Genomic DNA, 20,627 nt, shown 5'->3' with positions numbered 1-20,627 from the left:
ACCGGAGGTCTCCCCCGCCCAGCGGCTATCCCTCGCTAGGCCGACACGACCGGGGAGCGCCAGGCTACCGTGTTGACGATCTATGCCGAATGTGGGGTACTCCCCTCCAAGACCGTAACTATCTTACACTACTTAGAATGCTCCAGACGATGGGTTATAGGTTGCTTGCACCGTCCGCGTATCGGAAGGGGCATCGGAAGTAGCAGACTCTGCGGAATCGCCCGCATCACCGTCTGCTTCTTCTTGGTTCATCTCGTCCTGGATTTCTTTGGGGGCATCGGCAGGATCGGCGCCTTTAATCATCCACAGGATGGTATCGAGCTCTTCCGGTTTGACCAGCACCTCGCGGGCCTTGGAGCCTTCCGATGGCCCGACGACGCCGCGCGATTCCATAAGGTCCATCAGGCGGCCCGCTTTAGCAAAGCCAATACGCAGCTTGCGCTGCAGCATTGAGGTGGAACCCAGCTGGGCGGTTACCACAAGCTCGACGGCCTCGAGGAGGTCATCCATGTCCTTGCCGATGTCATCGTCGATTTCCTTCTTCGCCTCGGACTGCTTCTCCTCGGTCACGCCCTCGGTGTAGTTCGGGGCGGCCTGGGATTTGGCGGCCTCGACGACATCCATGACCTCATCATCGGAAACGAATGCACCCTGCATTCGCACTGGGCGCTTGCCCTGAGGGATGAATAGGCCATCGCCCATGCCGATGAGCTTTTCCGCACCGCCTTGATCCAGGATGACGCGGGAGTCGGTCAAGGACGAGGTGGCAAAGGCCAAGCGGGAGGGCACGTTGGTCTTGATAAGGCCTGTGACCACGTCGACGGACGGGCGCTGGGTAGCAAGCACCAAGTGGATGCCGGCGGCGCGGGCCTTCTGGGTGATGCGAACGATGGAGTCCTCGATTTCCTTCGGGGCGGTCATCATCAAATCCGCCAGCTCGTCCACGACGCAGACGATATAGGGATAAGGACGAACCTCGCGCTCGGAACCAGCCGGTGCTTGGTACTTGCCGGAGACAACCTTGCGGTTATAGTCCTCGATCTTGCGCACACGCGCGGCCTTCATGTCCATGTACCGCTGCTCCATCTCTTCCACCAGCCACTGGAGGGCCGCAGCGGCCTTCTTTGGCTGAGTAATGATGGGCGTAATCAGGTGCGGGATGCCTTCATACGGCGTGAGTTCGACCATCTTTGGATCGACAAGGATCAGGCGCACCTGCTCCGGGGTGGCGCGGGTCAGCAACGAGACCAGCATGGAGTTTACGAACGCGGACTTACCGGAACCGGTGGCACCGGCAACCAACAGGTGCGGCATCTTCTGTACGGAAAAGGACGTATATTCGCCCTCGATATCCTTGCCCAAGCCAATCAACATTGGGTCTGGGGAGGACGTCATGCTGGGCGCGTCCAAGACCTCGCGCAGGTGAACCATTTCGCGGTCTGGGTTAGGGACCTCAATGCCCACCGCGGACTTGCCCGGGATCGGCGTGAGCAAACGCAGGTTATCGGTCGCCACGGCATAGGCCAGGTTGGACTGCAGGTTTGTAATCTTCGAAACCTTCACACCTGGTCCGAGCTCAATTTCATAGCGGGTCACCGTAGGACCACGGCTAAAGCCCGTTACCTGGGCATTGACGTTGAACTCTTCGAAGACATCAGTAATGGCCTCAATGATGCGGTCATTGATCTCGGTGCGTTCCTTCGCCGGCGTACCTGGGGTCAGGAGATCGGTAGAGGGCACCGCATAGTTATCGTTACCAAACTGCGCTGGGGCGGGCGCTTGGGGTTGCGCGGCAGGCTGCTCCGCCGCGGCGGATTCTACCTGCGCGCCGGTGGCCGCATCTCTACCAGAGCGCTCGCGGAACAGGCGCCGAGCCTCCTCGTGGGCTGAAGACACGGCATCAGATCCGGCCTTGGCAGCACCTGCGGCTGCCGCGCCCGCGGCGGCTCCAGCAGCACCTGCGGCAGCGGCACCGGCTGCAGCGCCCTTGGCCTTGCCAGCGGCACCAGCCGCCCCGGATGCAGCAGCACCAGCGGCACCCGCGGCGCGACCAGCACGCGAAGCTACATTACCCGCGTTGCGGCCGGCAGAAGCCCCGCCAGTAGCAGCACCCAAGACGCGGGTGGACTCGCTTTCTGGCAGCGCCGATTGGGTGGATTCCCCGTCGTCTGCGTAATCAGCATCGTCTACTGCTGGGACGGCATCGGTATCCCCCATGCGGGAGTCCGTGCCGTAGCCCAGTTCTTCGTCACTGCGGTCCACCGGCTCATAACCCGCGCGGACTGGGGTATTGAAGGCGACGGTGTGGTCGTCTGCGGGGGCATCGTCAAGCGGCTGCACCGGATAGGAGCTGCCGGTCTTGCGCGGAGTGGACGTGCTGCGACGCTTCGGCGCAGGACGCTCGGAGCGCTCGCGGCCGTGCGCGATATCGTCTATATCGCCAGACACGTGGCCGTAGAGATCGTCTTCGTCGGCATCGTCGTAGTCCTCATCGCTGCCGCCAAAGCGGGAAAAAGCCGAGTGCAGCGAATCCGCAACGAGCTCATAGGCCTCGCGGATGGTGATACCCGTAACCAGGAGCGCGCCGTAAATGATGACGAGGAAGAGCAGCGGCACCGCAACATAAGAGGTGAATGCGGCATCGAGGATCCCGCCAATGGCAAAGCCCACAACACCGCCGGCCCCGCCCGCTGTATCGGTGGTGAACCCGAGCGGCGGATTACCGGCAAAGATGTGGATGAGGCTCAGCATCGCCAGCACGATGATCGTCGTGCCACCGGCAATGCGCGGATTAATGCGACCGGATGGACCGTCCATTTCCATCATGAGCGAGATGGCCAGCGCGACGAGCGCAATGGGAAGCACCCACGCGCCGGCGCCGATAACGTAGCGCACTAGGTTGCCCACCCAGGCGCCCACCTGGCCTGCGACGCCAAACCACACGGTGGCGGCGAGGACGATGGCTACGCCAATGAGCACTAAGGCAACTGCATCCGGATTGTTGACGCGCAACCCGCCTTGCGAAGAAGGCGCGGCCTCGCCGGCAGCCTGGGCTTCCTCCTCGGCCGCGATATCGCGCGCGCGAGTTACCTTGCTTTTCTTCTTTTTCCCGGCGCTGTCAGAAATTTCCTGTGGCTCCCTTGTTCTCTCGAAATCCTCCGTGCCGTCTGCAGGTGCATCCTGGCTCGGTTTTAAGCCCGCGAGACCATTTCCTAGGCCGCGGGCAACATTGCCCATCCCGCGCGCGGTGGCACCAAATGCGGAGCCAAGCCCCTTGCCGACGGCCCGGAATGCGCTCCCCGTACGCTCCTGCGTCGTTCCTGCCGCCCTCCCAGACGAGGTCATCTCCAGGGTCTCTGGCACGCCGGCGCTGGACTGGCTGCGGCCAGACGGGCGCGACCGGTTGGCTTTCCGGCCAGGCGCGCTTTTCGATGCTCGCGTCTGGTTGCGGCGCGATCCGCGAGAGGAGGCATTTTTGACAGACATGTCATTTACCTTAACCGGAAAACCCCACAAATCACATACGCCACACGCGTGGCAGGGGCAGTAAACAGAAAATTGCCCAGTGTCCGCGCCGAAAAGTTGCGACTCGGCCCGGACAAGTGTCAATTTCTAGTCTATAGGGTTGACATTTCGATGGCGGACTCATCACCGGTAATGGTGACCTGGACGGCGTCGCGCCCGTACACCCACAGCAAGAGCTCCCCGACCTCCCCGCTTACGCGGACCACGCGATCGCCGCGATCGGCCACCCCGTGCTTATCCGCCACGACGATGCGCGGCAGCCCATCCGGTTGCAGGATGACCGGCTGGGTGGACTTGCGCAGGCTGAATTTGGCCCAGATCTTCAAAAACCTGTGCAGCTTCTTCTGCACCGCAGCAGAAAAATCGCGCGGTTCGGTCTCGCCATTGGCGCGGCGAATATCCTCGTGATGGATAAAATGTTCGCCCAAATTTTGCTGGGCATCGAGAAAACGAGCGGGATTGAACTTTGCCGGTCCCCTCCCCCAAGCATCGACCAGCTCATCGAAATCGCGGCGTGCGACCTTGGCGGATTCCTTTTCCAAGCGGGGTTTAAAGACCGAAAGGAACATGCCCGCGGCTGCATCGGGACGGTTTTCGCGCACCCAAAGGTGAGTAACTAAGTCGCGCGTGGTCCAGCCCTCACACAACGTGGGGGCATCTGGACCTAGCTGATGAAAAAGCGCGACCATCTTGGCGCGCTCTGAAGATGAAAACGACATATGCCCCAGCATACCGAGGTCATCGATATGCTGGGGCACAGAAACTATGCCGAGATTAAATCCTTTTGTAGGAGAATCTACAGGGACTCGCGGCTGGCGTCGACATCGGCGTCATCGGCAAGCAGCGTTCCGGAATTCGTCGGCACGATGGTGGGCAAAATGACCGGCTCGCGCTTGTACTTGGAATCCATGAGCTTGGAAACCTTGCGGCGCAGCTTTTGCACCATCCGGTAGGTGTCATTCTCGCCCTCTGCGGCGAGATCGTTCATGGTGTTTTCTACCATCTCTGCCACCTCGGGCACGACGCCGCGGTCATCGTCGGAGAATCCGGTGGTCGCGACGGTCGGGTGTTCCAGCAAGCGGGAGGTGCGGTTATCGATCACGCAGGTAATGGATACCACGCCGCCGGCACCCAGGTTGGTGCGATCTGCCAAGGTATCGGCATCGACATCGCCCATGGACACGCCATCGACGTAGAGGTGGCCAACCTGCAGCTGGCCGACGACCTCCGCGCGGCCCTTGCGCAGATCCACCACGACGCCGTTTTGCGCCAAGACCGTCCGGTCGCGGGCAACGCCGGTGGAAATCGCCAATTCCTTATTGGCGCGCAGGTGGCGCCACTCGCCGTGGACCGGCATGGCATTGCGCGGGCGCGCCGCGTTGTACAGGAAGAGCAGCTCGCCGGAGTAACCGTGGCCGGAAGCGTGCACCTTGACGTCCTGGTTGGTGATGACGTTCGCACCAATCTGGGACAGCATATTGATAACGCCGAAGACGGCCTCTTCGTTGCCCGGAATGAGCGAGGACGAGAAGATGATGGTGTCGCCATCGCGCACCGTAATCTGGCGGTGCTCGCGGCGGGCCATGCGTGAGAGCGCAGCCATCGGCTCACCCTGCGTACCGGTGGTGATGAGCATGGTCTTGTGCGGAGCCATCTTCGCGGCCTCATCGATGGGGATAATCGTGCCGCGCGGCACCTTCAAAAAGCCCATCTTTTCCGCAATTTCCATATTGCGCATCATCGAACGGCCGTTGAAAGCCACCTTGCGGCCGTTGGCCACGGCAGCATCGATGGCGGCCTGCACGCGGTAGACGTTCGAGGCGAAGGAAGCCAAGATGACGCGCTGCTTCGCGTTAGCTACCAAGCGCTTGAAGTTGGCCGGGATATCGCCCTCGGAGGCGGATACGCCCGGCACCGTGGCGTTGGTGGAATCGCACAGCATGAGGTCAACGCCCTCGTCGCCGTAACGAGACAGCGCCGGAAGGTCGGTCGGACGGTTATCCAACGGGGTCTGGTCCAGCTTGATATCACCGGTGTGGATGATGTTACCGGCTGGGGTGCCCAGCATGATGCCGAGTGCATCAGGCACGGAGTGGTTAACCGCCCAGAAGCGGACGCGGAAGCAGCCGTAGGTCACGTCGGACTTCTCGTTAACCTCGACGAACTTCGGCTTCTGGCGGTGTTCCTTACACTTCGCCGCAATTAGCGCGATGGTGAAACGGGAGGCAACGATGGGGATATCCGGGCGCAGCTTCAGCAGCCACGGGATGGCACCAATGTGATCCTCGTGGGCGTGAGTGACCACGAGAGCCTTTACCTTGTTGATCTTCTTTTCAATCGGGCCGAAATCCGGCAGGATGAGATCCACACCAGGCTCACCGGAGGACGGGAAAAGCACGCCGCAGTCAATGATGAGCAGCTCATCGCCGTACTCAAAGACGGTCATATTGCGGCCGATTTCAGAAATTCCGCCCAACGCGTAGATACGCAGGGTATCTTTCGCCTGCTTTGGTGGTTCCGGCAGGCGCTTGGTCAGATCCGCACCCTGCATTGACTTCGGCACATTGCGGCGACCGCGGTTATTGTTATTGCGGCCACGGCCCTTGCCATTGCCGTTCTTTCCGTTGCCACCGTTGTTGTTCTTGTTGTTGCCACCGCGGTTATTGCCGCCGTTGTTATTTCCCTGGCCATTGCCATTATTGCCGTTTCCACCACGGCCACGGCCGCGGCCGCCACGGGAACGAGAGCGGCGACCGTTGTTATCGCCGTCGTTCTTGTTATCGGAAGAGTTGTTGTGGCCAGAGTTACCCTGGTCTTCATTTCCGGCATTGCCGCCGTTATTGGCAGGGGCCTGAAATACGGGCGAAGCCGCCTCGTTGGAGGCGGTCTCAGTTTCCGAAGGTGGACCCGCCTTGCGGGTGACCTTGCGGGAACGGTTACGGGGTTCAGTCATTCTTAAAGGACTCCAGATTGTTCCAAATCACGGCGAAGTACCTCGCGTTCCTCCTCGCTCGCAGCGGTGATAGGAAGGCGGGGCTCGCCAACTTCAAAGCCCTGCAGGCGCAGAGCTTCCTTTGCAAATGTCGCTCCGCCCAACCGCGCCTGAGCGCGGGTCAGTGGAAGAAGCGTTGAGTAATTTATTTCTTGCGCGCGGGCCAAATCGCCCGCATCGAAAGCTTCATAGAGTTCTACCAAGGCACGCGGTGCGGCGTGACCGATAACGGAGATGAAACCCGAAGCGCCGAGGGATAGCCACGGCAGGTTAATCGGATCATCACCGGAGTACCACGCCAAGTCAGTTTCTTGGATGAGTTCTGCGGCCGCAGAAAGATCGCCCTTGGCATCTTTCACGGCTTGGATAGTCGGCAATTCCGCAAGGCGTCGGAGCGTATCCGACGCCACTGGGATGCCCGAGCGGCCAGGGATGTCATAGACGCAAATCGGCAGATCCGTAGAATCAGCAACTGCGGCAAAATGCTCGTAGACGCCCTTTTGGGAGGGCTTGGAGTAATACGGAGTCACCACGAGCAAGCTATCGGCTCCTGCGGCGGCGGAAGCTTGGGCAACCTCAATCGAGGTTGCGGTGTTATTCGTTCCGGCGCCCGCACAAATCCGGACGCGGTCTCCCACTTCCTCTTTTACGGCCTTGAGCAGCTCCAACTTTTCGTCCAAGGACGTGGTAGGAGACTCGCCCGTCGTTCCACCCAAGATGAGTGAATCCACGCCGTTGTCTACGAGATGAGCTGCCAGGCGGCGACCCGCTTCTACATCCAGCGCACCGTCACGATCAAACGGAGTGACCATGGCGACGCCAATGCGACCGAAGGTGTCAACGCCAGTCTTTGCTGTCATACCTGTGCTCATAGCCGTCAAGGTTACCCGCTAGGGCACCTTTTGGCCGCATCGGGGTGGCGCGTGTTAAGCGTAAGGGCTTGCGGCCATCTGCGTTCCATCGGCCAACGTGGTGATATGGAAGTCATCGAAAAGCGCTGGTGCTTGCTCCTGCAAATGCTTCAAGCACTCCACCGCCACTTCGCGCAATTCCGTATCAGCGTGCTCGGCCGCCCGCGCCCCAATGAAGTGGCGCCACGCGCGGTAATTGCCGGTAACGACGAGCCTGGTTTCCGTTGCATTGGGCAATACCGCGCGCGCCGCCTGCCGCGCCTGCTTCTTTCGCAGCAGCGCATTCGGTTCATCCAGCTTTTCTTCCAAGGCCTCTAGCAGCTCATCGTAGACAAAACGGGTTTCATCCACGGCTTGCATGACCAAGCGGCGTAATTGTTCATCTTCTTCCACCAACTTGGGCAGCGCTACGTGCATCTCATTAGGGTGCACAAAGCGCTGGGATAGCTGTGAAAAGGAAAAATGCCGGTGGCGAACCAATTCATGGCTGGCTGAGCGCGAGAGCCCCGTGATGTACATCGTCGCCGTGGCGTGTTCCAATAGCGCCGTATGGCCTACCTCCATGATGTGGTGCAGGTAGGCGGAATTCGTCGCGGTCCGTGGGTTGGGCTTGTCAAAAGACTCATAACACGCTCGCCCCGCGAATTCGACGAGGGCCTCGCCATCGGTCGCCGTCTCATCGGCACGCCACTGCGTTCCCTGAGGCGGGTGAAACTCGGTGGCGGCAATGAGCTGGATATTTAGCTCACTTGCAGTGGCCATACCGCTACAGCCCCAGGTACTTGTCTAGCCCGACAACCAATCCCGAGTGCTGCGCAATCTCCCGCACGCCGACCAAAACGCCGGGAGTGAAGGAGGAACGATCGTAGGAATCCTGGCGGATGGTCAGGGATTGCCCCTGCGCACCGAAAATAACCTCTTCGTGGGCCACCATGCCGCGGGTACGCACGGCATGCACTGGGATTCCGTCTACATTCGCGCCGCGCGCGCCCTCGAGGGACTTTTCCGTCGCATCCGGCATCTCGCCCAACTCGGCGTCGCGGCGCGCCTGAGCAATGGCCTCTGCGGTGTGGATGGCGGTACCGGAAGGCGCATCCAGCTTGGTGGGGTGGTGAAATTCCACGACCTCTGCGGTCTCGAAGAACTTCGCCGCCTGCTTAGCAAGCACCATGGTCATCACGGCAGAGATGGCGAAATTCGGTGCGATCAGCACGTTTCCAGCGCCCTCTTGGCGGGTCCACTGCTCCACCTGGTCCAAGCGCTCTTTATCAAAGCCAGTGGTACCCACCACGCAGTGAATGCCGTTCGCGATGCAAAACTCCAGGTTTCCCATCACCGAATCAGGCTGGGTGAAGTCCACGATGACCTCTGCGTGATTATCAACCAATTGCTGCAGGTCATCCCCGCGGCTAATTTCCGCTACAAGCTCTAGATCATCTTCGGCATTAACGCCTTCAACAATCGCCTTGCCGACGCGCCCTTGCGCTCCCAAGACTCCTACTTTGATCGCCATTGCGGGCCTCACTTTCTTAACAACTTTGAGTTAAACCTTTGTTTCCTTCCCATCCTATCGCGCTCGCCCATCCGCGGCGGGCGAGCCTCCGAACGGCAAAAATACCACTGCTAGACTGGGCGGCATGCAGATTTATATTGCCTCCGTTCCAGTAGATGACGTTGCTCGCGCCCACGATTTTTATGTCAATGTCCTTGGCTTCCGGGTCAAAGATGACGTCACGCACGGCGATTTCCGGTGGCTTACGGTCGCCAACGCGGACGGCGATGGCAGCGTTGAATTGCTCCTTGAGCCCAAGGGACATCCGGCCGCCAAGACGTACACCGAGGCGCTGAAGGCGGATAATATCCCGGTCACCCAATTCTTATCGCAGGATGTGGAGAAAGAATACGCCGAACTCAAGGACAAGGGCGTGGACTTTACCATGGAGCCCACCGACGTTGGCCCCTCCATTATCGCGGTCTTTGACGATACCGTGGGCAACCTTATCCAGCTCGTCCAGTTGAAGCGTTAGTCCACGCCTTCGCTACTTTCCCTTGTACAACAATTGCATCACTCCCCCAGTTGGGCCACTTGTGTACCGGTAGAATTGAAAGAGACAACAAGGTAGACAACCTAGGAAGTGGTCACAATGTCTCGATCTACTCTCACCCGCGTTATCGCTGCTGGCGCCGGTATAAGCTGCATGCTCTCATTGGCTGCTTGCGCTAGCCCGAGCGATGACAAGGCCGCCGATGCCTCATTTGCCACGCAGGAGGAATCAACCAGTTCCACTGCGGAGTCGACGACGTCATCGGCAAAGAAGTCAGAGCCTTCTACCACGACCACTGACGATGACCCAACCAAGACGGTAGAAGACACCGCCCCGTTAAGCCACAATCAACAAAAGGCGCAAGGCAATAATCCAAAGCCGGCTTTTGGTGGCATGGGCACGCCCTCCCTCGAGGATCAACGCCACCTTCCTCCTGGATTGGGTGGCCTCGTTCCCACAGAGATCCGAGTAGCCGCGCACGATTCTTTCACCCGCGTCGTGGTCGACCTTGAAGGAGACGGCGAAGCCGGGTGGTTTACCACCTATACGGATCAACCCGCCCACCAGGCCTCGGGACTTCCGGTCGAGGTAAAAGGCGCTACATTCCTCAACCTTGGCATCGAGGGCACCCCGTGGCCATCAACGCCAGACTTAGAGCAAAAGTTCATGGATACTGGCATCACCCCAGGTGCCGGTGTTGTGCAAGAGATCAACTACACCACCACCTTCGAGGCGCAGACGCAGTTGATCATCGGCCTGAAGAAGCAAACGCCGTATTCCGTGACCTTCCTGCAGAACCCCAAGCGCCTCGTGCTTGATTTCCAAAATTAAGCGATCATGGCGAAGGCATAGAAATGGCCCTGCTTCCCAGCATGTGCGGGACGCAGGGCCACTGCTCTAACGAGCGCGCGAGGGGTTAGTCCTCAACGGGCACCAAGGAGATCTTGCCGCGGTTATCAATATCCGCGATTTCTACCTGTACCTTATCGCCAACATTGACTACATCTTCGACTTTCTCGATGCGCTCGTCCCCACCCAGGTTGGAGATGTGGATCAATCCATCGCGGCCTGGGGTCAAGGAAACGAAGGCGCCGAATGGAACGGTCTTGACCACCGTGCCGAGGAAGCGCTCGCCCACCTTGGGCAACTGCGGGTTGGCAATGGAGTTAACCTTTTCAATCGCAGCGTCTGCGGCTTCGCCGGTGACCGCAGAGATGTAGACCGTGCCGTCGTCCTCAATCGAGACATCAGCACCGGTATCTTCGGTGATCTGGTTGATGGTCTTGCCCTTAGGGCCGATGAGCTCACCGATCTTGTTGACCGGAATCTTCACCGAGGTGATCTTCGGGGCCAGGCCGGACATCTCATCTGGGGAATCGATGACCTCTGCCATGGTTTCCAGAATGGTGGCGCGGGCATCGCGGGCCTGCTCGAGCGCCTGAGCCAAGACCTTAGACGGAATGCCGTCCAGCTTCGTGTCCAGCTGTAGCGCGGTAATGAATTCGGAGGTACCCGCAACCTTGAAGTCCATGTCACCGAAGGCGTCCTCGGCACCGAGGATATCGGTCAGGGCGACGAACTTTTCCTTGCCCTTGACCTCACCGGAGACCAAGCCCATGGCGATGCCGGCTACCGGCGCCTTGAGCGGAACGCCCGCGTTGTAGAGGGACAGGGTGGACGCACAGACAGAGCCCATGGAGGTCGAACCATTGGAGCCGAGCGCCTCAGAGACCTGGCGGATGGCATACGGGAAATCCTCGCGCGACGGGATGACCGGAAGCAGCGCGCGCTCGGCGAGCGCACCATGGCCGATTTCGCGGCGCTTGGGCGAGCCCACGCGGCCGGTCTCACCGGTAGAAAATGGCGGGAAGTTGTAGTGGTGCATGTAGCGCTTGGACTCAATGGGAGTAAGAGAATCGATCTGCTGCTCCATCTTCAACATATCCAGGGTGGTGGCACCGAGGATCTGCGTCTCACCGCGCTCGAACAAGGAAGAACCATGTGCGCGTGGAACCAAGTCAACTTCAACGGACAGGTCGCGGATATCGGTCAGACCGCGGCCGTCGATGCGGAAGCCATCGGTCAAGATCTTGCGGCGCACGATCTTCTTCATGACCTCGTTAAATGCAGCGCGAATCTGCTTGGAGGCCACTGCCTCTTCCAGGTCAGCAAACTGCGGCAGCAGGTCTTGTTCGACCTGCTCCATGTGTTCGTTCGTCGCCTCGTCGCGCTCCTGCTTGCCCGGGATCGTCAGCAAGCTCTCCAACTTCTTGGAAGCAGCTTTTTCCACGGCGGCGAAGACATCGTCTTCATACGCTGGGAAGAGCGGGAACTCCTGGGTCTCCTTGGCGGTGCGCTCTGCCAGGCCGTTCTGGGCCTCGCACAGGGTCTTAATGAACGGCTTAGCCGCCTCAAGGCCCTCGGCGACGGCGGCTTCTTGCGGTGCCGGGGCGCCATCGGCAATGCGCTCTGCAACGTTGGTGCCAGCGCCGGCCTCCACCATCATGATGGCGACGTCTTCTTTGCGGCCCTTAGTAACGATGCGGCCGGCCACGACCATCTCAAAGAGCGCGCGCTCGTGCTGCTCGTGGTTCGGGAAGGCCACCCACTGGCCTTCTGGGTGTTTGTCATCAGCGATAAGCGCCATGCGCACGCCGCCGACGGCGCCGGAGACCGGCAGGCCGGAAAGCTGGGTTGCCGCAGACGCGCCGTTGATGGCTACGACGTCGTAGTACTCTTCTGGGTCCTGCGATAGGACGGTGATGACCACCTGCACTTCATTGCGCAGGCCCTTGACAAAGGTGGGGCGCAGCGGGCGGTCGATGAGGCGGCAGGCCAAGATGGCCTCTGTGGAGGGTCGGCCCTCGCGGCGGAAGAAGGAGCCGGGGATCTTGCCGGCTGCGTACATGCGCTCTTCCACATCCACAGTGAGTGGGAAGAAGTCAAAGTTCTCGCGCGGTTGGTTCGAGGCGGTCGTGGTGGCCAGCAGCATCGTGTCATCGTCGAGGTACGTGGTTACGGAACCATCTGCCTGACGGGCCAACTGGCCGGTTTCGAAACGAACGGTGCGGGTGCCAAAATCCCCATTGTCGAGGACGGCGATAGCTTCGGTAATACCGAATTCCTCATCGATATTGAACTCTACGGAGTTCTGAACGCTCATCTAGTAATTCTCCTTGAGTGCTTTAGGCGATCGTCGGTGCCGCCTTTTCCACATTGTTTTTGACAACGGTGAAAATTCTAACAGAGATTCCGCACTTTTGAGCTACGGCAACCGCAATCGCCCCTGCTCCCTACAAGGATTAAGAGGGCATAAAACCACTAATTCCCCTTGCCGCAGAGCAAGGGGAAAAATTCGGCCGCAGCCGCGTCGCAATTAGCGGCGCAGGCCCAGACGGGAAATCAGATCACGGTAACGATCCACGTTGTTTTCTGCCAAGTACTTCAGCAAGCCACGACGACGACCAACCATCAGCAGCAGACCACGGCGGGAGTGGTGATCGTGCTTGTGAAACTTCAGGTGCTCCGTCAAAGTATTGATGCGGGAGGTCAGCAGGGCAACCTGTGCCTCGGGGGAACCGGTGTCGGTCTCGTGCAGGCCGTACTCCTTGAGGATTTCGGCCTTCTTCTCAGTGGTCAATGCCATGAGTATTTCTCCTTTATTTCAGTCCACACTATTCTTCAACGCGCAGCGCCGCCGTGGCGAGCTCCGCGTGCCGCAACTGTCGTGAACCACAGTCGCTAAGCCAACTGGTCATCTTACAGCCAATTAGCGTGGCAAATCAAAACGCTGCGCTACTTGGCGCCCACCGTGCGGAAAAATTCTTCGAGGCGGTCTACAAATGCACTCACAAACCGCTCGTTATCCACGCCCACGGCGACCTTCGCGGTCGGTTCCTGGCTCAGCCTAGTTTCATCCGCGATGGTGCGCCCGCGGGTGGGGCCTTCGGTATCGGTTTTCATATTGGTCTCGATGACTTCCACCAACGACGGATCGGCGGCTACCGCCACGGCCAGCGGATCGTGCAGGCCGCAGCCGCCCAAGTGAGACGCCGTAGTGGCATACGCGCGAATATAGTAATCCACCATATCGGCGAAAACCTCGCCCGCGGCCGTTCCGGTTGCCCGCCAGCGCGCGGTTTCCTTTTCCGTCAAGAGGGTGCGCAATGTGACATCAAGGCCCACCATGGTGACATCGCTGCTGTGACGGAAGAGGTAATCGGTGGCATCCGGATCTTGGGAAATATTGGCCTCAGCCCACGCGGAAACGTTGCCGGGAACGGTCAGCGCCCCTCCCATCATGACGATGTGGGCGTTGGTGGCAAAGGTGGCATCGGCAAGCATAGCCTGGGCGATGGTCGTGGACGGGCCCGTGGGGATAATGACGAGGTCATCACCGTAATCGCGCACCGCCTGCAGGAGAAAATCCGTGGCCGGCTGATTTTCCTCAGGCTTATCGGACGGGGTAAGAAGCACCTCACCCACGCCATTGTGGCCGTGGATGAAGGCCGAAATCTCGCTGGGCTGGAAACCGTCCGGGCTGGGGCCGGCAAAGACCGGGATATCGGGCCTATCCAACAAGTCCAGCAGCGCCAGGGTATTGCGCACCGCCAGTGGGACGGTGACATTGCCGTACGTGCAGGTCACCCCAATGAGCTCAAGATCGGGGTGGGCCAGGGCATACGCCAAGGCCAAAGCATCATCAATGCCGGTATCAAGATCGAGGATGGCCTTCATTTACTTCTCCTTTAAGAAATAGTCTTCGCTATTGCAGCCCTGCGCGCGGGCATCGGCAGCCAGCACCTTGCGGGCGGCAGCGACGTCTTGGGCCATGGCGTCCAAAAGCTCATCGACGGAATGGAATTTCACCATATCGCGCAGGTGGCCCACGAATTTCACGGTTGCCTCATAGCCATAAAGATCGGCATCGCGGTCCAAGACAAAAGACTCCACGGATCGCTCTTCATCACCAAAGGTGGGATTCGTGCCAACAGAAATCGCCGCGGCGTAGGCCACTTCGGGCTGCATATCCCCATCGAGGGGCGAATCAGAATGCACAATGAACCATCCCGCATACACCCCATCTGCGGGAATGGCTACAGTATCTGGAAAGTACTGGTTGGCCGTGGGAAAGCCCAGCTCTTTACCGCCGCGCCCCGCGCCGCGCACCACGGGACCGGTCACCGTAAAGTGCCGGCCAAGCGCCCAATTCGCCGATTCTATTGCGCCCTGGGACAGGCTCTGGCGAATATAGGTGGAACAAATCTGCACGCCATCTTCATCCAGCAGCGGGATGATATCGACGCTAAACCCAAACTCTTCCCCCAGCTGCCGCATGGCTTCTGCGGTGCCGCTGGCCCCAGCGCCGAAGGTGAAGTTCTCCCCCACCACCACGTGCTGCGCATGGAGTTTGCCCACCAAGAGGTCGCGCACATAGGGGCGCGGCTCCACGCCATCGAGTTCTTTGGTGAAGTCAATGACAAGCACCATCTCGATGCCCATTTCTTCCGCGAGCTCTAGCCTACGCTCGAAGCTCACTACGGATAACGGAGCGCGCTCCGGCAAGAAAACGGAGACCGGGTGCGGGTCAAAGGTCACCATGACGGGGACCTGATTATTCGCCCGCGCATGCTCCACGCAAGCAGAAACGAGCTGCTGATGGCCGCGGTGCAAGCCATCGAAGACGCCAATGGTTACCGAGGTCGGCCCCACATCCGCGGGGATGTCATCGATTCCGTAACAAATATCCACGGAATCCATCGTAGAGCATAGACTTGTACCCTATGACTGATGCGCTCGCACATTCCGGACTTGTCATCGTTGATAAGCCTGCCGGCATGACCTCCCACGATGTTGTTAGCCGCTTACGCAGGTATTTTCACACCAAAAAGGTCGGCCATGCCGGCACCTTGGATCCCATGGCGACAGGGGTGCTGGTCCTCGGCATCGAACGCGGCACCAAATTCCTCGCGCACATGGTCGCCTCCACCAAGTCTTATTCAGCCACCATTCGCCTCGGCGCTTCTACCACCACCGATGATGCCGAGGGCGAATTTAGCTGGGGCAAGCCTGCGGCCGCGCTGCACCGTTCCGCCATCGAGGCCGAAGTTGCCACATTGACCGGTGAGATTATGCAAAAGCCCGCCGCGGTTTCCGCCATCAAGATCAAGGGCAAAAGAGCGCATGAATTGGTGCGCGAGGGCAAAGAGGTAGATATCCCCGCCCGCCCGGTCACCGTGCACAGCTTTGACATTCATAGCATGCGCACCGAGGGCGATTTTATTGACCTCGATGTATCCGTGGAGTGTTCCTCCGGCACCTATATCCGCTCCTTGGCGCGCGATATGGGCGAAGCACTTGGCGTCGGCGGGCATTTAACAGCCCTGCGCCGGACTACGGTGGGGCCCTTTGCGCTTGCCGATGCCCACCTGCTCGACGATCTTGCCGAAGACCCCCGCCTGTCCTTAAGCCTTGACGAGGCGCTCAAGCGCAGTTTCCCCGTCCTGCCCGTCACGGAGAAAGAAGCCGCAGCTTTAGCGATGGGCAAATGGTTAGAACCGCGCGGGCTATCCGGGGTTCATGCTGCCGTAGCTCCCAATGGCCAGGCCATCGCGCTCATTAAGGAGAAGGGAAAAAGGTTGGCCACGGTCTTTGTGGCACGGCCGTCTACCCTCTAAACCAGAGCCTTAGAGGGTCGACCAAGAGGAACAGTGCGAGGGCGTCGGTTCAGGCGGAGAAATCAAGCGCCGGAACCAGCGTGGAGACCACGACATAACCGCCCTTTAGGATCCACTTTCCAGTGATGAACGGCACTGGCGTGGGGCGGGCCAGAATATAGGAAATAAAGGTTCCATCTTCGCGTATGTCGATCTCTGCCTGATCAAAATCGAGCCACCGATGCGTCATGGGAAACCACGCCTTATAGGTAGCCTCCTTGGCGCAAAACAGCAGGCGGTCTGGGCAGTGCACCCCCGCCTTTTCTAGGCGCGGCAGCTGCTGCATTTCCCCGGCCCGGGCAATCATGGTCAAGACGTGATCGGGCAGGCGCTGCGCCGGCTCCGCATCAAGGCCAATGGAGCGAAAATCCGTGGTGGAGGCCACCACCGCTGCGCGAAGGCCCTCCGTATGCGTCATGGATCCAATGAAACCTTCGGGCCACAGCGGCATGCCCCGCTCCCCACGCAGGATCGGGTTCGAGCCTGTAAAGCCCAGCTCGCGCAGGGCCTGGTGCGCACACCAGCGGGCATCGCCAAATTCGGATTTCCGGATATCGACCGCGTGCGAGACTATGGACTGTTCTTTGGGATCGAGGTGCTCATAGTTGAGCAGATCGGACTCGCGGGTGTCCGTACGCACATAGCAATACCGGGTAGTTTCTGGGAATAGGTCGGGATAATGCATTAATCCACCTCCCCAAAGGTTGAGGTAACTGGGTATGGCCAGGCAATACGGTGCGGCTGATTACGCCACTCGCGCGGATAGCCCAAAGAGACTTCGATATGGTCTACCCCATCCACATTCATCTTTGAGGGCATGTGCAGGTGGCCGTAAATAACCGCCTCTGCCTTGTATCGTCGCGGCCACGAGCGCGTATGGCGCGAGCCGCTCCACAGGGCGATTTCCGGGAAGCGCAGCACCATCGTGGGCTCCTGCACCAGCGGCCAGTGGTTGATCAAGATGGTTGGTCCCTGCACTCTGGATAAACGCTTAATGGAATACGCCAAGCGGTCCCAACACCAGGCGCGCACGTCTACAAAAGGGGCGATAGCTACCTCATCGGTCATGACAAGCTTTTTGGAGCGCGCCTGCTGCACCGCTTCTTCCACCGAGGTCCCCGGTGGGCGGAAGCTGTAGTCATACAGGGTAAAAAGTGGCACAATCGTTATTCCGTTAAAGACCAGGTAAGGGTCCTCCGGGGTGATAACGCCGATCTCCCGGCAGGCGGCAACCAGGTGATCGTATTTTTCGCGCCCCTTGTACTGGTCTTGGGAACGGGAAAATAACTCGTGATTGCCCGGCGCCCAAATAACGGTGTCATAGCGCGCGGCCAAGTCCCGCAAGATGCGCACGATGAGCTCGCTGCGCTCTGCAACATCGCCTGCCACAATGAGCCAATCGGCCGGATCGGGTGGGTTAAGCTCTGCAATGCGCGCAAAGTTGTCACTGATCGCGCCGTGCAGGTCTGCTACTGCCCATAACGTTGGCATTGCTGCTCCCACCCGCCTTCCTCATTCATCTTCTAAAGTGCCGTTACTACTCACTACAGCCACTGTAGCGCAGCTATTACTCTGCTATTACAGCCCATTTCATGGAATAGAAACGGTAGACCACGCCTATCAGGCGGAAGGAAATGAACGCGGCCAAGCCGCACCACACACCGGTAAGGCCCGTGCCCATGGCGTGTGCGAGGAGCACGCCGGGCAAAAATCCCAAAAGCACCGAGGCAATGGTCAGGCTGCGCAAGAATGCCGCATCCCCTGCCCCCAATAGGACGCCGTCAAGGGCAAAGACCACGCCACCGGCGATGACCATGCCGACCAGGATCCACCACGGTTGGCTCATGGCATCGATGACCTCCTGCGAGGATGTAAAGACGCGCGGAATGAACCCGGCCCCGGCGGCGAAAACCAAGGCGAGGAAGGCCGAGAAAATAGTGGAATACATCACTACCTTGCTTCCCACGCTGCGCGCGTGGCGGGCCGAGCCGGCGCCCAAGGCCGCTCCGGTCAAGGCCTGGGCGGCAATCGCCAGGGAGTCCAAAATCAGCGACATGAAGTTCCACAGTTGCATCATGATTTGGTGGCCGCCCAACGCGGCCGTGCCCACGCGGGACACCACGGCCGTTGCGGTAAGAAAGGCCACCTGAAAGCTAGCGGAGCGCAGGATGAGATCGCGGCCCAAGATCAGCTGTTTACGCACGATGTCCCACCGAAATTTCCACGAACCTTCGTGCTGTTTATACAGCTCGTGCACGAAAAGGCTCGCGATAATGCTCATTCCCAAGACGGTGGCAATGGCAGACCCGGCAAGGCCCCACCAGTACACGAATGCGGGTACGGCAATGGCCCCGGGAATCATTCCTGCAAGAGTGAAATAGAGCGGCTTCTTGGTATTTTGTACACCGCGCATCCAGCCATTTCCGGCCATTTCCACCAGCGTCACGGGGATGGCCAGTGCGGCGATCCGCAGCCACAGCGCGGTGCCTGCCGCGGTCGTGGGATCCCCGGTAATCCACTGGGCAAAAAGGCCGCCGAAGATCCACATGGTAATGGCCAAGAGCCCGCCAACGCCTAGGGCCACGTAGGTTGCTTGCACGCCTTCTGCCACTGCCTCGGCGCGCTTTCCGGCGCCAAACAGGCGGGACGAGCGAGCCGTGGTGCCGTAGGACAGGAAGGTCAACTGCGTGGTCACCACGGTATGGATCGTGGTTGCCGCGGCCAGCGAAGCCAATTCCTGGGCACCCAGGCGCCCCACCACTGCGGTATCGAGCAAGAGGTAGAGCGGCATCGCCGCCAGGACTCCGAGCGCAGGAAACGCGAGGCCAAAGACCTCGCGTGCGCTTACTGTCGTAGTGGTTGACTGCCTAGTGCTCATCGATGGCACTCACCAGCTCCGCGACGATGCTTTCTTCGCTTCCTTGTGTCATGTACCCGGCAGCGGGAATATGCCCACCGCCGCCGAATTGGGCTGCCAGGGCCGCGCAATTGATCGTGGTCGAACGCAGCGATACCGCCCAAATCCCGGGCGACTGCTCCTTAAAGACCACGCCCAACTGCGTGCCCTCAAGGGCGCGCACGAAGTCCACCAAGGACTCAACTGCGGAGTCCGAATGACCTTCGATATCGGCCAAGCCCGCGACGAGGATGCCCACGCCCATTTCACCAGCATGTTCAATGCGCAGCCCTGCGAGCACGCGGCCAACCATCTGTAGATCATCGGGAGTCGTGGCATCGAGCAGGTCCGTGGCAATCTGCTTGGTATCCAGGCCATAGCGCATCAAGCGCGTAGCCACATCGTGCATGGCGGGCCTGCCCCAACGAAAGCTACCCGTATCGGTCAAAAGCCCAGCGTACAGGCAGTGTGCGATACTGCTTTCGATTTGCACCGACAGCATATCCAGGATGGTCAATATGGCCACCGTGGTGGACTCGCACTCTGAGTCAACCAAGTTTACTGAGCCAAATCCGAGATTGGACGAGTGGTGGTCGATGCACAGCACGCGCCCTGCCGTCGCCAGCTGGGCGATATCTGCGGAAAATAGACCGGTGCGATCGATCGACCCGCAATCCACGGTGACATAAAGGTCATAGCCCTGCGGTAGCTCCCGCATGACCTCGACCTGGTCTGCGCCGGGAATGGAGTAAAGATTAGGCGCAAAATCCTTATCCTGGCCAATGACCGCGCAGGCTTCTTTCCCACTTTGTTGTACGGCTAAGAGCAAAGCCGTAGCCGAACCAATGGCATCAGCATCCGGGCGCAAGTGGGTGATAATACAGATGCTCTGCGCGCCAGAAATGGCGTCGACGGCGCCCTGATATTCCTTGCGGGTCACTTAAGCCTCGTCTTCATCGGAGGTCTTATACGGATTCGCCTCGCCCGCGGGCTGAGCGTTTTCCTTCAACTTTGCTAGCTCTTCATCGCGAGCACGAGCGCGCGCCAAGAGTTCTTCCATGTGCGCGGAGGCCTCTGGGACAGTATCGAGCTCAAACGTCAGGGTTGGGGTAAAGCGGACGGAGAGCTGATCGCCAACGATCTTGCGCAACTGCCCCTTCGCGCGCTTAAGTGCTTCCTCAGCCTGGTCATAATCGGGTTCTGCATCGATTTCGTGACCGCGCACCGTGTAAAAAACGGTAGCGTCGTGCAAGTCACCGGTGACGCGGGCATCGGTCACGGTGACCATCTCCAGGCGGCGATCCTTAATCTGCAGCTCAATGGCACTAGCCACGATTTCCTGAATTCGTTTTGCTAGCCGCGCCGCGCGTGCGTGATCGACCATGAGAACCTCCAAGCTAAAGGGGAAAATTTATTTCTAAATTACCGTGTCGCGGTATCAGAAACTACCAGTTTAGTTACTCACCGCACCCAATGGAAACCGCTTGAAAGCCTCACCGCGAAAACGCTAAACGGCCCGCCCTACCTACCGCACCTCGTGGC

The 20,627-nt window shown here is 59.6% G+C and carries 18 protein-coding genes; 3 read left to right on the top strand and 15 right to left on the bottom strand.

The genetic code is table 11. The features are described 5' to 3' along the window. Positions 1 to 132: 132 nt before the first annotated feature. From ABRP84_RS03755 to dapB, 6 genes are all read right to left on the bottom strand, one after another. Positions 133 to 3,345, bottom strand: coding sequence for an FtsK/SpoIIIE family DNA translocase (locus tag ABRP84_RS03755; RefSeq protein ID WP_502879782.1), 3,213 nt, complete (start codon positions 3,343 to 3,345; stop codon positions 133 to 135). 272 nt (positions 3,346 to 3,617) lie between these two features. Next, positions 3,618 to 4,256 (bottom strand): TIGR03085 family metal-binding protein, encoded by a 639-nt coding sequence (locus ABRP84_RS03750; RefSeq protein WP_349852789.1) that lies wholly within the window; start codon positions 4,254 to 4,256, stop codon positions 3,618 to 3,620. A 65-nt stretch (positions 4,257 to 4,321) separates the two neighbouring features. Beyond that, on the bottom strand, positions 4,322 to 6,478 hold the full coding sequence (locus ABRP84_RS03745) for a ribonuclease J (protein WP_349852762.1): 2,157 nt from the start codon (positions 6,476 to 6,478) through the stop codon (positions 4,322 to 4,324). A 2-nt stretch (positions 6,479 to 6,480) separates the two neighbouring features. Then, the gene (gene dapA, locus ABRP84_RS03740) at positions 6,481 to 7,389 is read right to left on the bottom strand and encodes a 4-hydroxy-tetrahydrodipicolinate synthase (RefSeq protein WP_349852761.1); all 909 of its coding nucleotides are present in this window, start codon (positions 7,387 to 7,389) and stop codon (positions 6,481 to 6,483) included. Positions 7,390 to 7,443: 54 nt separating this feature from the next. Next, the gene (gene thyX / locus ABRP84_RS03735; RefSeq protein WP_239269515.1) at positions 7,444 to 8,190 is read right to left on the bottom strand and encodes an FAD-dependent thymidylate synthase; all 747 of its coding nucleotides are present in this window, start codon (positions 8,188 to 8,190) and stop codon (positions 7,444 to 7,446) included. Between the two features lie 4 nt (positions 8,191 to 8,194). Next, positions 8,195 to 8,941: a 4-hydroxy-tetrahydrodipicolinate reductase gene (dapB, locus tag ABRP84_RS03730; RefSeq protein ID WP_349852760.1), complete on the bottom strand. Its 747-nt coding sequence runs from the start codon at positions 8,939 to 8,941 to the stop codon at positions 8,195 to 8,197. A 124-nt stretch (positions 8,942 to 9,065) separates the two neighbouring features. On the opposite strand from dapB, the gene ABRP84_RS03725 reads away from it, so the two are divergent. Beyond that, a complete protein-coding gene (locus tag ABRP84_RS03725; protein WP_349852759.1) occupies positions 9,066 to 9,455 on the top strand; it encodes a VOC family protein in 390 nt (129 codons plus the stop codon). Positions 9,456 to 9,572: 117 nt separating this feature from the next. Next, positions 9,573 to 10,304, top strand: coding sequence for an AMIN-like domain-containing (lipo)protein (locus ABRP84_RS03720; protein ID WP_349852758.1), 732 nt, complete (start codon positions 9,573 to 9,575; stop codon positions 10,302 to 10,304). Positions 10,305 to 10,389: 85 nt separating this feature from the next. Here the strand turns inward: ABRP84_RS03720 and ABRP84_RS03715 are convergent, their stop codons facing one another. From ABRP84_RS03715 to ABRP84_RS03700, 4 genes are all read right to left on the bottom strand, one after another. Further along, complete coding sequence (locus ABRP84_RS03715) at positions 10,390 to 12,636, bottom strand: polyribonucleotide nucleotidyltransferase (protein ID WP_349852757.1); 2,247 nt, start codon at positions 12,634 to 12,636, stop codon at positions 10,390 to 10,392. Positions 12,637 to 12,849: 213 nt separating this feature from the next. After that, on the bottom strand, positions 12,850 to 13,119 hold the full coding sequence (gene rpsO, locus ABRP84_RS03710; protein WP_005278802.1) for a 30S ribosomal protein S15: 270 nt from the start codon (positions 13,117 to 13,119) through the stop codon (positions 12,850 to 12,852). 149 nt (positions 13,120 to 13,268) lie between these two features. Further along, positions 13,269 to 14,210, bottom strand: coding sequence for a nucleoside hydrolase (locus ABRP84_RS03705; RefSeq protein WP_349852756.1), 942 nt, complete (start codon positions 14,208 to 14,210; stop codon positions 13,269 to 13,271). Further along, the gene (locus ABRP84_RS03700) at positions 14,211 to 15,233 is read right to left on the bottom strand and encodes a bifunctional riboflavin kinase/FAD synthetase (protein ID WP_349852755.1); all 1,023 of its coding nucleotides are present in this window, start codon (positions 15,231 to 15,233) and stop codon (positions 14,211 to 14,213) included. It abuts the gene before it with no gap. Positions 15,234 to 15,256: 23 nt separating this feature from the next. Between ABRP84_RS03700 and truB the strand changes: the two genes are divergently transcribed. Beyond that, positions 15,257 to 16,150 (top strand): tRNA pseudouridine(55) synthase TruB, encoded by an 894-nt coding sequence (truB, locus tag ABRP84_RS03695; RefSeq protein ID WP_349852754.1) that lies wholly within the window; start codon positions 15,257 to 15,259, stop codon positions 16,148 to 16,150. 49 nt (positions 16,151 to 16,199) lie between these two features. Here truB and ABRP84_RS03690 read toward each other — a convergent pair whose 3' ends face one another. The 5 genes from ABRP84_RS03690 to rbfA form a co-directional block, all read right to left on the bottom strand. Next, positions 16,200 to 16,874: a 4'-phosphopantetheinyl transferase family protein gene (locus ABRP84_RS03690; RefSeq protein ID WP_349852753.1), complete on the bottom strand. Its 675-nt coding sequence runs from the start codon at positions 16,872 to 16,874 to the stop codon at positions 16,200 to 16,202. After that, entirely contained in the window at positions 16,874 to 17,680 is an 807-nt protein-coding gene (locus tag ABRP84_RS03685; protein WP_349852752.1) for a metallophosphoesterase family protein, read from the bottom strand. Before ABRP84_RS03685 ends, ABRP84_RS03690 begins: the two co-directional genes overlap by 1 nt. 76 nt (positions 17,681 to 17,756) lie before the next feature. Then, complete coding sequence (locus tag ABRP84_RS03680) at positions 17,757 to 19,067, bottom strand: MATE family efflux transporter (RefSeq protein WP_349852751.1); 1,311 nt, start codon at positions 19,065 to 19,067, stop codon at positions 17,757 to 17,759. Further along, on the bottom strand, positions 19,057 to 20,025 hold the full coding sequence (locus tag ABRP84_RS03675) for a DHH family phosphoesterase (protein ID WP_349852750.1): 969 nt from the start codon (positions 20,023 to 20,025) through the stop codon (positions 19,057 to 19,059). The genes ABRP84_RS03680 and ABRP84_RS03675 overlap by 11 nt, the downstream gene beginning before the upstream one ends. Next, on the bottom strand, positions 20,026 to 20,469 hold the full coding sequence (rbfA, locus tag ABRP84_RS03670) for a 30S ribosome-binding factor RbfA (protein WP_349852749.1): 444 nt from the start codon (positions 20,467 to 20,469) through the stop codon (positions 20,026 to 20,028). Positions 20,470 to 20,627 lie beyond the last annotated feature (158 nt).

Source organism: Corynebacterium sp. KPL2861 (assembly GCF_040225475.1).
Classification (GTDB): Bacteria; Actinomycetota; Actinomycetes; order Mycobacteriales; family Mycobacteriaceae; genus Corynebacterium.
Note: the sequence above shows the minus strand (reverse complement) of the source record. Positions and strands in the feature narration are given on the sequence as shown.